We start from the raw sequence: 13192 nt of genomic DNA on the forward strand, positions 1-13192 counted from the left end.
ACCCATGACCAGCAAGGGCACCCACCAGTGGCGCGGCATCATCGAGGAGTACCGGGACCGCCTTCCGGTCACGAGCGCGACGCCGGTCGTCACGCTTCGTGAGGGCGGTACGCCGCTCGTCCCCGCTCAGGTCCTCTCCGAGCGCACGGGCTGCGAGGTGCACCTCAAGGTCGAGGGCGCCAACCCCACCGGGTCCTTCAAGGACCGCGGTATGACGATGGCGATCACCCGGGCCAAGGAGGAGGGTGCACAGGCTGTCATCTGTGCCTCCACCGGCAATACCTCCGCCTCCGCCGCCGCGTACGCGGTGCGGGCCGGCATGGTCTGTGCCGTCCTCGTACCGCAGGGCAAGATCGCGCTCGGCAAGATGGGCCAGGCGCTCGTGCACGGCGCCAAGATCCTCCAGGTCGACGGCAATTTCGACGACTGCCTGACGCTGGCCCGCTCGCTCTCGGACAACTACCCGGTGGCGCTGGTCAATTCGGTCAACCCGGCCCGTATCGAGGGTCAGAAGACCGCCGCGTTCGAGATCGTCGACGCGCTCGGCGACGCCCCGGACATCCATGTCCTCCCGGTCGGCAATGCGGGCAACATCACCGCGTACTGGAAGGGTTACAAGGAGTACGCGGGCGACAGCATGTCCACGCACACCCCGCGTATGTGGGGCTTCCAGGCCTCCGGCTCCGCGCCGATCGTCCGCGGCGAGATCGTCAAGGACCCGGCGACCATCGCCACCGCGATCCGGATCGGCAACCCGGCCTCCTGGCAGTACGCGCTGGACGCCCGGGACGAATCAGGCGGTTTCATCGACGAGGTGACGGACCGCCAGATTCTGGCCGCCTACCGGCTGCTGGCCTCCCAGGAGGGCGTCTTCGTCGAGCCCGCCTCGGCCGCATCCGTCGCCGGTCTGCTGAAGGCCGCCGAAGAGGGCAAGGTCGACCCGGGTCAGAAGATCGTCTGCACGGTCACCGGCAACGGGCTCAAGGACCCCGACTGGGCCGTCGCGGGCGCTCCGCAGCCGGTCACGGTCCCGGTCGACGCGGCCACCGCCGCAGAGAAGCTGGGCCTCGCGTAAGCCCTGGGGCCGGTAGGCGGGAGCCGGGCTGATCGGCTGTCGGTGAGAGCCCGGCACCCCTGCCCGCGGGAGCCCGGCTCACCGTCGGCAGGAGCCCCGTTCATCTGTCGGCAGGAACCCAGCTCAACCGCCCCTTTTCGGGGCGGAGAGCGCATAGGAGGCGGGCGACACGCATCGTGCGCCTCCTGTGCGCCCTATGTCGCCACAGAACCTTCCTTCGATAAGCTGTACCCAACCAACCCGCCCCGCCGCATCTGCCGCGGTGCAAGGGCCGTTGTGGCCGTCGGGTTCCCCGGAATTCCACTCCCCGCCGCCACGACCTCCCGCCAGCATCGAGAAAACGCTTCACCACCCCCCGCTGTCTCACAAGGAGAGTCGTCTAAGCGATGGCCGGTCCCGCCTTCCGAGCCGCCGCCGTCCGGGTGCGCGTCCCTGCGACCAGCGCCAACCTGGGCCCGGGTTTCGACGCCTTCGGCCTGTCGCTGGGGCTGTACGACGACGTCGTCGTCCGCGTGGCCGACTCCGGACTGCACATCGACATCGCGGGTGAGGGCGCGGACACGCTGCCCCGCGACGAGAGCCACCTCCTCGTACGCTCCATGCGCACGGCCTTCGACCTGCTCGGCGGACAGCCCCGCGGCCTGGAGATCGTCTGCGCCAACCGCATCCCGCACGGGCGTGGCCTCGGCTCCTCCTCCGCCGCCATCTGTGCCGGCATCGTCGCCGCGCGCGCCGTGACGACCGGCGGTGACGCCCGGCTCGACGACGCCGCGCTGCTGGAACTCGCCACCGAGATCGAGGGCCACCCCGACAATGTCGCGGCCTGCCTGCTCGGTGGGTTCACACTTGCCTGGATGGACGGCGGATCCGCCCGCGCCATCAGGATGGATCCCGCAGATTCCATCGTTCCGGTGGTTTTCGTCCCCAGCAAGCCGGTCCTGACCGAGACCGCCCGCGGACTGCTGCCGCGCACGGTCCCGCATGTCGACGCCGCCTTCAACGCAGGCCGTTCCGCGCTCCTCGTCGAGGCCCTGACCAGACATCCCGAGCTGCTGCTCACCGCCACCGAGGACCGGCTGCACCAGGAGTACCGCGCTCCGGCGATGCCGCAGAGCGTGGAACTCGTGAACCGACTGCGCGCCGACGGCGTCCCCGCAGTCATCTCCGGTGCCGGGCCGACGGTGCTCGCACTGGCCGAGGACGGTGCGGCCGACAAGGTCGCACAGCTGGCGGGCGAGGGATGGGCGGCCAATCGGCTCACTCTCGACGCCCCGGGTGCGAGTGTGCTGCCGCTCGCCCCGTAGCCGAGAAGTGATTGCCGGTGAGTGAGAGGGGGAATGTTTGTTGGAGCCGGTAGTGTTAACCTCAAGTCTGCAACCGACGTCTATGTGGCGCGTTGCTTCGTGTCCCTTTCCGGGACCACCAATTCTTCCGGGAGCCTCCCCAACTGCCTGAGCAGCCTGCCTGAGCAGTTTCGTGCACGCTCCGGAACCGGCACGACACCCCTCGCTTGTCCAGGAGTGGGCCGAGCAGGGGGATGCTCGCGCCGGACCCTTGCACACCTTCATCTCTCCGCCGTACCCGGCGGACCACCGCCCCGGCACGGTCCGCGATCCGCAAGATCAAAGACCGCAGTCGGACAGCACAACCGGTCGCCGAGCCAGAAGGCCGACGTCCGCTCCAGGGAAGGACCCTTCGTGAGCGACACCACCGATCTGATGGGCGTGACTGCCGACAAGAGCGTCGACAGCGCTGCGCCCGCCGAAGGTGCTGCCACTGGCACCACCGCACGGCGCCGCCGCTCCGGCACCGGCCTTGACGGCATGGTCCTGGCCGAGCTGCAGCAGGTCGCGTCCGGCCTCGGCATCAAGGGCACTGCGCGGATGCGCAAGGGCCAGCTGATCGAGGTCATCAAGGAGGCGCAGGCCGGTAGCTCCGCCGCGCCCAAGGCCGCTGCGCCCGCCGCGGATGCCGAGACCAAGCCGAAGCGCCGTGCCACCTCCAAGGCGCGCACCGGGGACGAGTCCGCGGCCGCCGCGCCCGCCGAGAAGGCCGCCGCGCAGCAGCAGATCGACATCCCCGGCCAGCCCGCCAGCGACGACCAGCCCACGGGTGAGCGTCGTCGGCGCCGTGCGACCGCTCAGGCGGGCAGCCCGGAGAGCAAGCCGGCCGCCGAGGCCAAGGCGGAGACGCAGGCCGAGCCGAAGAGCGACGACCGCACCGACGCCAAGGCCGAAGCCGCCGCCGACACGGCCGAGGGCCGCCGGGGCGACCGCCAGGACCGCGGCCAGCGGGGCGACCGTCAGGAGCGCGGCGAGCGCGGGGAGCGCCGCGACCGTCAGCGCGACCGCCGCGGCAAGGGCGACGAGCAGGGCGGCGGCCAGGGCCAGCCGGGCGGCCAGCGCCAGCAGCGCCAGGGCCAGCCGGGCGGCGGCCCGCAGGACGACGGTTACGACGACGAGGCAGGCGGTCGTCGGGGTCGTCGCGGCCGCTACCGCGACCGCCGTGGCCGCCGTGGCCGCGAGGACTTCGCCAGCGAGGTTCCCGTCTCCGACGACGACGTCCTGATCCCCGTCGCGGGCATCCTGGACATCCTCGACAACTACGCGTTCATCCGGACCTCCGGCTACCTGCCGGGCCCGAACGACGTGTACGTCTCGCTCGCTCAGGTCCGCAAGAACGGCCTGCGCAAGGGTGACCACGTCACCGGTGCGGTGCGCCAGCCCAAGGACGGCGAGCGTCGCGAGAAGTTCAACGCGCTGGTCCGCCTCGACTCGGTCAACGGCATGGCGCCCGAAACCGGCCGCGGCCGCCCGGAGTTCCAGAAGCTGACCCCGCTCTACCCGCAGGACCGGCTCCGTCTGGAGACCGACTCCAACGTCCTGACGACGCGGATCATCGACCTGGTCGCACCGATCGGCAAGGGCCAGCGAGGCCTGATCGTGGCCCCGCCGAAGACCGGCAAGACCATGATCCTGCAGGCGATCGCCAACGCGATCACGGTCAACAGCCCCGAGTGCCACCTGATGGTCGTCCTGGTCGACGAGCGTCCGGAAGAGGTCACCGACATGCAGCGGTCGGTGAAGGGCGAGGTCATCTCCTCGACCTTCGACCGTCCCGCCGAGGACCACACCACCGTCGCCGAGCTGGCCATCGAGCGCGCCAAGCGTCTCGTCGAGCTGGGGCACGACGTGGTCGTCCTGCTGGACTCCATCACCCGCCTCGGCCGTGCGTACAACCTCGCGGCCCCGGCATCCGGCCGCATCCTGTCCGGTGGTGTCGACTCGACCGCGCTGTACCCGCCGAAGCGCTTCTTCGGTGCCGCGCGCAACATCGAGGACGGCGGTTCGCTGACCATCCTGGCCACCGCGCTCGTCGAGACCGGCTCGCGCATGGACGAGGTGATCTTCGAGGAGTTCAAGGGCACCGGCAACATGGAGCTCAAGCTCGACCGGAAGCTCTCGGACAAGCGCATCTTCCCGGCGGTGGACGTCGACGCGTCCAGTACCCGTAAGGAAGAAATCCTGCTCGGCAGTGACGAGTTGGCCATTGTCTGGAAGCTGCGCCGGGTGCTGCACGCGCTCGACCAGCAGCAGGCGATCGAGCTCCTCCTGGACCGGATGAAGAAGACCCAGTCCAACGCGGAGTTCCTGCTCCAGATCCAGAAGACGACGCCGGCTCCGGGCAACGGCAACGACTGACGTCGTACTCGGATCGGCTGAATCACAGGGCCGCCCTCGTCACTCCGGTGGCGGGGGCGGCCCTGCGTCGTAGGGCCCGCGAATGTGACGCAGTCGATTCGACCCTTTCGACCGATCCGAGACCTTCGCCACACAACCGCCACGACGACAGGGGTCACCACGATGCCTGTGCCTGGCAAGAAACCGCAGGTGAGCGCGGGATGACCAGCTGTTCATCAAGGTCGCCCGTCCCTTTTGTCCTCACGCGGCCGTGACAGGTCGCTGTGCAACCCTTCTTCGTGCCGCGACGTCGTACGAAGTGGCAACAAGTCGCCAAAGCCGACAAAACCAGTGCCCGGACACCGCTGCAGGGGCCAGGGCGATCAGGGCCGGACAGGCCCTGGCCGGGAGAAGCTGACGACAGAAGGAGACGGATGACCGAGCAGAGAGGGAGCGGCGGCCGAATACGCCCCACCGGCAAACGCCGGAAGAGGCCTTCCCGCCGCCGCAGGGCGACGGTGATCGCCGCCTGGACCCTGGCCGGTGCCGTGGTCGTCGGCGGCGGTGGGCTCGGATACGCCTACTTCAAGCTCAACGGCAATCTCAAGGCCGTCGACATCAACGCGGCGCTCGGAAAGAACCGTCCCGACAACGTCGACAACGGCTCCGAGGACATCCTCGTACTCGGCTCGGACTCCCGCTCCGGCGCGAACTCGAAGTACGGCGCCGACGAGGGCACAGCCCGTTCCGACACCGCGATGGTCGTGCACATCAACAAGGGCCACAAGAGCGCCTCCGTCGTCTCCATCCCGCGCGACACCCTCATCACCCGCCCCGACTGCACCAGCGACACCACGGGGCAGACAGCCGCGGGCGAGCAGCGCGCGATGTTCAACACGGCGTACGAGGTCGGCGGACCGGCCTGTGCGGTCAAGACCGTCGAATCCATGTCCGGCATCCGCATGGACCACTACCTCGAAGTCGACTTCACCGGCTTCAAGAAGCTCATCGACGAGCTGGGCGGAGTGAAGATCACCACCACCAGGGCGATCAACGACTCCAAGAGCCATCTGAATCTCGAACCCGGCACCCACACGCTCGACGGCGAGCAGTCGCTGGGCCTCGTCCGCACCCGCAAGAGCGTCGGCGACGGCAGCGACCTCGGCCGTATCCAGCTCCAGCAGGCGTTCATCAAGGCGCTGATGGAACAGGTCAAGAGCGTCGGGGTGTTCTCGAATCCGAAGACTCTCTTCGACCTCGCGAACACGGCGACAAAGGCCGTCACCACCGATTCCGACCTGGGTTCGGTCGAGCAGCTCACCGGCTTCGCGAACGGCCTCAAGGGGCTCGGCTCGAAGAACGTCCACATGGTCACCCTGCCCGTGCAGTACGACCCGGCCGACCCGAACCGGGTCGTACCGCTGGAGGAGTCCGCCCAGCAGGTGTGGACGGCACTCAAGCACGACAAGGCCATCCCCGCCTCCGCCACCGAGAAGTCGGCGGGCGACAAGGGCGTCGCGGGCGGCATCGTCCAGTGACAGGGCGGGCCGGGAATAGTTGCGGCCCGCCCCCGGTTTTGGGAGATACGGCCAGTCCTGGCAGACTGGTACGTCGGCCCCGGTTCACGGACGCGCAATCCGCGCGTACGACCCGGCGCCCTCCCGAACCTAGGAGAAACCCTTGAAGCGCGACATCCACCCCGAGTACGTCGAGACGCAGGTCAGCTGCACCTGTGGCGCGTCGTTCACGACCCGGAGCACCATCGACGGCGGCACCATCCGCGCCGACGTCTGCTCCGAGTGCCACCCGTTCTACACGGGCAAGCAGAAGATCCTCGACACCGGTGGCCGCGTGGCCCGCTTCGAGGCCCGCTTCGGCAAGGCTGCCGGCTCCGCCAGCAAGTAGCGAGCCACTGCGCCGGTTTTCGGCGCCCTCTTCCCGGGGGCGCCGAGACCGGCGTTTTTTTCCGGCCCGTGGTACGGGCCGTCCCCGTACCCGGGCCCGGACAGCATCACGCCGTCCAGCAGGCACGTTTGAGTGAAGAAACCAGGAGCCCGAAGATGTTCGAGGCGGTCGAGGAACTGATCGGTGAACAGGCCGATCTTGAGAAGAAGCTCGCGGACCCGGCGGTCCACGCCGACCAGGCCAACGCGCGCAGGCTCAACAAGCGCTACGCCGAGCTGACCCCGATCGTCGGCACGTACCGCTCCTGGAAGCAGGCCGGGGACGACATCGAGACGGCGCGCGAGTTCGCCGCCGACGACCCGGACTTCGCCGCCGAGGTCAAGGACCTGGAGAAGCAGCGCGAAGAGCTCACCGAGAAGCTCCGCCTCCTCCTGGTCCCGCGCGACCCCAGCGACGACAAGGACGTGCTCCTGGAGATCAAGGCGGGCGCGGGCGGCGACGAGTCCGCCCTGTTCGCCGGCGATCTGCTGCGGATGTATCTGCGCTACGCCGAGCGCGTCGGCTGGAAGACCGAGATCATCGACTCCACCGAGTCCGAGCTCGGCGGCTACAAGGACGTCCAGGTCGCCGTGAAGACCAAGGGCGGCAACGGCGCCACCGAGCCCGGCCAGGGCGTGTGGGCCCGGCTGAAGTACGAGGGCGGGGTGCACCGCGTGCAGCGGGTGCCGTCCACCGAGTCCCAGGGCCGTATCCACACCTCGGCCGCCGGTGTGCTCGTCACACCCGAGGCCGAGGAGGTCGACGTCGAGATCCACGCCAATGATCTCCGTATCGACGTCTACCGCTCCTCGGGCCCCGGCGGCCAGTCCGTCAACACCACGGACTCGGCGGTCCGCATCACACACCTGCCGACCGGCGTCGTCGCCTCCTGCCAGAACGAGAAGAGCCAGCTCCAGAACAAGGAGCAGGCCATGCGTATCCTGCGTTCGCGACTGCTCGCGGCCGCCCAGGAAGCCGCCGAGCAGGAAGCTTCGGACGTACGACGCAGCCAGGTGCGTACGGTCGACCGTTCCGAGAAGATCCGTACATACAACTTCCCGGAAAACCGGATCTCGGACCACCGCGTCGGCTTCAAGGCGTACAACTTGGACCAGGTGCTCGACGGCGACCTGGATTCCGTGATCCAGGCCTGTGTCGACGCCGACTCCGCCGCCAAGCTCGCCGCCGCATAAGACCGAGCCCGCCCCGCCCGTAACCCCGTACGGAGAACCGCGATGAACCTGCTGCTCGCCGAGGTGGCCCAGGCCACCCAGCGGCTGGCCGACGCCGGTGTCCCTTCACCGCGATTCGACGCGGAGGAGCTCGCCGCGTTCGTGCACGGCGTCAAGCGGGGCGAGCTGCACCATGTGCCGGACGCCGACTTCGACGCCCGCTACTGGGAGGCCATCGCCCGCCGCGAGGCCCGCGAACCGCTGCAGCACATCACCGGACGCGCCTTCTTCCGCTACCTGGAGCTCCAGGTCGGACCCGGTGTCTTCGTCCCCCGCCCGGAGACCGAATCGGTCGTCGGCTGGGCGATAGACGCCGTCCGCGCGATGGATGTCGTCGAGCCGCTCATCGTCGACCTCTGCAGCGGATCGGGCGCCATCGCCCTGGCCATGGCGCAGGAGGTTCCCCGCTCGCGCGTGCACGCGGTCGAGCTCTCCGACGACGCCGTGAAGTGGACCAGGAAGAACGCCGAGGGGTCGCGGGTCACCGTCCACCACCAAGACGCGCTCACGGCCCTTCCCGAGCTCGACGGCCAGGTCGACCTGGTCATCTCCAACCCGCCCTACATCCCGCTCACCGAATGGGAGTACGTGGCACCCGAGGCCCGTGACCACGACCCGGAGATGGCCCTCTTCTCCGGCGAGGACGGCCTCGACACCATCCGCGGCATCGAACGCACCGCACACCGCCTGCTGCGCCCCGGCGGCCTCGTCGTCATCGAGCACGCCGACACCCAGGGCGGCCAGGTGCCGTGGATCTTCACGGAGGAACGCGGCTGGGCCGATGCGGCCGACCATCCCGACCTGAACAACCGGCCGCGGTTCGCCACGGCCCGCAAGGCCATGCCGTGACCGGCGGCCACCGCCCGCACGACCCGTACCCGTCATACCCGTACATGCTTGAGGAGGCCGGCTGATGGCACGGCGATACGACTGCAACGACGCGATCGACCGTACGACGGGTCTGCGTGAGGCCGCGTCGGCCGTCCGCCGCGGCGAACTGGTCGTGCTGCCCACCGACACCGTGTACGGGATCGGTGCGGACGCCTTCAGTTCCGAGGGCGTCGCCGACCTGCTGGACGCCAAGGGCCGCGGACGCAATATGCCGACGCCCGTCCTGATCGGCTCCCCGAACACCCTGCACGGACTGGTCACCGACTTCTCCGAGCAGGCCTGGGAGCTCGTCGACGCCTTCTGGCCCGGCGCCCTCACGCTCGTCGCCAAGCACCAGCCGTCGCTGCAGTGGGACCTCGGGGACACCCGCGGTACCGTCGCGATCCGGATGCCGCTGCACCCGGTCGCCATCGAGCTGCTCACCGAGGTCGGCCCGATGGCCGTCTCCAGCGCCAACCTCACCGGACACCCGGCCCCCGAGGACTGCGACGCCGCCCAGGAGATGCTCGGCGACTCCGTCTCCGTCTACCTCGACGGCGGCGCGACGCCCGGCATCGTGCCCTCGTCGATCGTCGATGTGACCGGCAAGGTTCCCGTACTGCTGCGCGCCGGCGCGCTCTCCGTCGAGGAACTCCGCAAGGTGGTACCCGACCTCGAGGTGGCCAATTGACCGCCCCTGAGGGGCGTGGCATAGCGGGGCGGGCCGACACTTTCCGCATCCTCCACGTCAGCACCGGCAATGTCTGCCGCTCACCGATCACCGAGCGGCTGACCCGGCACGCCCTGGTGGACCGCCTCGGCGATTCGCTCAGCGGCGGACTGATCGTGGAGAGTGCGGGCACCTGGGGCCACGAAGGCGCCCCCATGGAGGCCAACGCCGAGATCGTCCTCGCCGACTTCGGCGCCGACACCACCGGCTTCGTCGGCCGGGAACTGCTCGACGAGCACGTGATCCGTGCCGACCTGGTGCTCACCGCCACCCGCGACCACCGGGCACAAGTGATCTCGATGGGTCACTCGGCCGGCCTGCGGACCTTCACCCTCAAGGAATTCACCCGGCTGGTCCGGGCCATAGACCCCGCCACGCTGCCCGACCCGCGCGACGAGGGTGTGGTCGAGCGCGCCCGCGCACTGGTCCGTGCCGCGGCTGCGCTGCGCGGCTGGCTGCTGGCCCCCACCGCCGAGGCCGACGAGGTGTACGACCCGTACGGCGCCCCGATCACGTTCTTCCGGTCCGTCGGCGACGAGATCAACCAGGCCCTCGACCCGGTCGTCACCGCACTGACCGGCGTACCCGCCCCGCACTGAAGCTTGCGCCTGCGCCACTCTGACGGCCGTACACGCGGGCCAGGTACCAGGGGGCCCAACGGGTGTACGGTATCGCCGCACAGCAGGCAGGGAGCCCGTCACGGGCCTACATTGGAGCTGACGTCAGCGCACCCCTCCCCAGGCCCGGAGCCGTCAGATGCCGGTCACCACTCCTGCCGCACCCACCTTCGCCGCCCAGGCCGCCCTGCCGCAGGATTTCGGCGCCCTGCTCCGGGAGGACCCGGAGATCGCCGCCGTGCTGCTGGAGGAGCTGCACCGGCAGTCGAGCACCCTGCAGCTGATCGCCGCCGAGAACTTCACCTCGCCCGCGGTCCTCGCCGCCCTCGGCTCACCGCTCGCCAACAAGTACGCCGAGGGCTACCCCGGCGCCCGCTACCACGGCGGCTGCGAGCAGGCCGACGCCGCCGAACGCATCGCCTGCCGGCGGGCCACCTCGCTCTTCGGCGCCGAACACGCCAACGTCCAGGCGCACTCCGGCTCCTCCGCCGTCCTCGCCGCATACGCGGCCCTGCTGCGCCCCGGCGACACGGTGCTCGCGATGGGACTCCCGTACGGCGGGCATCTCACCCATGGCTCGCCCGCCAACTTCTCCGGCCGCTGGTTCGAATTCGTCGGCTACGGGGTGGACTCCGAGAGCGGCCTGATCGATTACGAGCAGGTGCGCACCCTGGCCCGTGCGCACCGCCCCAAGGCGATCGTCAGCGGCTCGATCTCCTACCCCCGCCATCCCGACTACGAACTGTTCCGGGAGATCGCCGACGAGGTGGGCGCGTATCTCATCGCCGACGCCGCGCATCCGATGGGGCTGATCGCCGGGGGAGCGGCGCCGAGCCCCGTCCCGTACGCCGACGTGGTCTGCGCGACCACGCACAAGGTGCTGCGCGGTCCGCGCGGCGGGATGATCCTGTGCGGTGCGGAGCTGGCCGAGCGGATCGACCGGGCGGTCTTCCCGTTCACCCAGGGCGGCGCGCAGATGCACACGGTCGCCGCGAAGGCCGTCGCGTTCGGGGAGGCGGCCACTGAGGCGTTCGCGGCGTACGCCCATCGGGTGGTGGCACATGCCCGGGTGCTGGCCGCAGGTCTGGAGGCCGAGGGCTTCGAGGTCACCACGGGCGGCACGGACACCCACCTGATCGTCGCGGACCCGGCTCCGCTGGGCGTCGACGGACCCACTGCCCGCACCCGGCTGGCAGGGGCGGGCCTGGTGCTGGACACCTGCGCGCTTCCGTACGGGGACGCCCGGGGCATCAGACTCGGAACCGCGGCCGTCACCACCCAGGGCATGGACGACGCCGACATGGCACGGCTGGCCGTGCTCTTCAAAGCGGCGGTACGTGAGGAGGGCGACATCCGCGCGGAGGTCCAGGAACTGGCCCGGAAATATCCGCCCTATCCGGGGTAGACGTGGTCCGTGCAACCATCGGCCCGGCCTCCGTGTCCTCAACCACGAGCCCGACGTAGTTAAAGTGTGGGCTGAGATGGCCGGCGAAATCTATGGGGCAGCCCGTGCGTGATTACCTGCTGACGCTCTGTGTCACGGCCGCGGTTACCTATCTGCTGACCGGCCCGGTGCGCAAGTTCGCCATCGCGGTCGGGGCGATGCCCGCGATCCGTGCGCGTGACGTCCACCGAGAACCGACACCGAGGCTCGGTGGCATCGCCATGTTCGGCGGACTGTGCGCCGGACTGATCGTCGCGGACCATCTGTTCAACCTCGACAGCGTCTTCCAGCTCTCCAACGAACCGCAGGCGCTGCTCTCCGGGGCCGCGCTGATCTGGCTGATCGGTGTTCTGGACGACAAGTTCGAGATCGACGCACTGATCAAGCTCGGCGGACAGATGATCGCCGCCGCGGTCATGGTCATCCAGGGCCTGACGATTCTGTGGCTGCCGATCCCCGGCGTCGGCACCGTCGCGCTCACCCAGTGGCAGGGAACGCTGCTCACGGTCGCCCTGGTCGTCATCACCATCAACGCGGTCAACTTCGTCGACGGCCTGGACGGTCTCGCGGCGGGCATGGTGTGCATCGCCTCCGCCGCGTTCTTCCTGTACACGTACCGGCTCTGGTACGGGCACATGATCGAGGCGGCGGCCCCCGCGACGCTCTTCACGGCGATCCTGATGGGCATGTGCCTGGGCTTTCTGCCGCACAACATGCATCCGGCCCGGATCTTCATGGGCGACTCGGGTTCGATGCTGATCGGTCTGGTGCTCGCGGCCGGTGCGATCTCGGTCACCGGGCAGGTCGACCCGGACACGATGAAGCTCTTCGCCGGCAGCGAGCGCGAGGCCACCCACGCGATGCTGCCGGTCTTCATCCCGCTGCTGCTGCCGCTGACCATCATCGCGATCCCGGCCGCCGACCTGGTGCTGGCGATCGTGCGGCGTACGTGGAACGGGCAGTCGCCGTTCGCGGCGGACCGCGGCCATCTGCACCACCGGCTGCTGGAGATCGGCCATTCGCACAGCAGGTCCGTGCTGATCATGTACTTCTGGTCGGCCCTGATCGCCTTCGGCGCGGTCGGCTACTCCGTGCACTCGGCGTCCCTGTGGATCGTGCTGGTGGTCATGGGGCTGAGCGCGCTGGGCCTCGTACTGCTGCTGATGCCCCGCTTCACCCCGCGTGCGCCGTACTGGGCGGAACGCTTCGTACCGCCCCGCTACCGCCGTCGCCGCAGCAAGGGCGAGGTGCCCGAGGCGGAACCCTCATCCGCGGACGAGGCCCAACGGGGGCGGATGGAAACGCAGATGGGGCAGGAGGGGCACGAGCTCCAGGAGCGGGCCCCGATCGTCGTGGGAGTCTCCGGCGTCAACGGGGCGACTGCCATCGGCCCCCGTTCGCGCTTTTCGGACAGAGATAGGGCCGATTCCGCGCGCTGACGATTCGGTCATCAAGGGGCAATACCAGACAACACATTGAGTTGTCTTGCTCACACGTGCAACTTCACTCTCACGTGTGACAGTGAGCACACTTTCTTGGTAAAGACCTCATCAAATAGTTTGTGATACCGTTCACGAAGCCCGGTGACGGAGTTGAAGGA

The 13192-nt window shown here is 69.3% G+C and carries 11 protein-coding genes; all 11 read left to right on the forward strand.

Translation table 11 applies throughout. The annotated features are described in order from the left end of the window. The first annotated feature begins 4 nt into the window (after positions 1 to 4). The gene (thrC, locus tag ACZ7IB_RS05145) at positions 5 to 1075 is read left to right on the forward strand and encodes a threonine synthase (RefSeq protein WP_470909269.1); all 1071 of its coding nucleotides are present in this window, start codon (positions 5 to 7) and stop codon (positions 1073 to 1075) included. A 386-nt stretch (positions 1076 to 1461) separates the two neighbouring features. Further along, positions 1462 to 2379, forward strand: a complete 918-nt coding sequence (thrB, locus tag ACZ7IB_RS05150; protein WP_351256340.1) for a homoserine kinase — start codon at positions 1462 to 1464, stop codon at positions 2377 to 2379. Between the two features lie 393 nt (positions 2380 to 2772). Then, the gene (gene rho / locus ACZ7IB_RS05155) at positions 2773 to 4776 is read left to right on the forward strand and encodes a transcription termination factor Rho (protein WP_470909271.1); all 2004 of its coding nucleotides are present in this window, start codon (positions 2773 to 2775) and stop codon (positions 4774 to 4776) included. Positions 4777 to 5189: 413 nt separating this feature from the next. Beyond that, on the forward strand, positions 5190 to 6293 hold the full coding sequence (locus ACZ7IB_RS05160; protein ID WP_470909273.1) for an LCP family protein: 1104 nt from the start codon (positions 5190 to 5192) through the stop codon (positions 6291 to 6293). A 142-nt stretch (positions 6294 to 6435) separates the two neighbouring features. After that, positions 6436 to 6660 carry a 50S ribosomal protein L31 gene (rpmE, locus tag ACZ7IB_RS05165; protein ID WP_019764351.1) on the forward strand — a complete coding sequence of 75 codons (225 nt, stop codon included), beginning with the start codon at positions 6436 to 6438 and terminating at the stop codon, positions 6658 to 6660. 155 nt (positions 6661 to 6815) lie between these two features. Next, on the forward strand, positions 6816 to 7892 hold the full coding sequence (gene prfA / locus ACZ7IB_RS05170) for a peptide chain release factor 1 (protein WP_266357936.1): 1077 nt from the start codon (positions 6816 to 6818) through the stop codon (positions 7890 to 7892). Positions 7893 to 7934: 42 nt separating this feature from the next. After that, positions 7935 to 8780 (forward strand): peptide chain release factor N(5)-glutamine methyltransferase, encoded by an 846-nt coding sequence (gene prmC, locus ACZ7IB_RS05175; RefSeq protein ID WP_114246669.1) that lies wholly within the window; start codon positions 7935 to 7937, stop codon positions 8778 to 8780. Positions 8781 to 8844: 64 nt separating this feature from the next. After that, a complete protein-coding gene (locus tag ACZ7IB_RS05180) occupies positions 8845 to 9492 on the forward strand; it encodes an L-threonylcarbamoyladenylate synthase (protein ID WP_470909276.1) in 648 nt (215 codons plus the stop codon). Continuing rightward, the gene (locus ACZ7IB_RS05185; RefSeq protein ID WP_470909278.1) at positions 9489 to 10130 is read left to right on the forward strand and encodes an arsenate reductase/protein-tyrosine-phosphatase family protein; all 642 of its coding nucleotides are present in this window, start codon (positions 9489 to 9491) and stop codon (positions 10128 to 10130) included. Before ACZ7IB_RS05180 ends, ACZ7IB_RS05185 begins: the two co-directional genes overlap by 4 nt. Before the next feature lie 157 nt (positions 10131 to 10287). Continuing rightward, positions 10288 to 11553, forward strand: coding sequence for a serine hydroxymethyltransferase (locus ACZ7IB_RS05190; protein WP_470909279.1), 1266 nt, complete (start codon positions 10288 to 10290; stop codon positions 11551 to 11553). A 92-nt stretch (positions 11554 to 11645) separates the two neighbouring features. Next, positions 11646 to 13031 carry an MraY family glycosyltransferase gene (locus ACZ7IB_RS05195; RefSeq protein ID WP_470909281.1) on the forward strand — a complete coding sequence of 462 codons (1386 nt, stop codon included), beginning with the start codon at positions 11646 to 11648 and terminating at the stop codon, positions 13029 to 13031. The last annotated feature ends 161 nt before the right edge of the window (positions 13032 to 13192 follow it).

Source organism: Streptomyces sp. NPDC037301 (assembly GCF_055602785.1).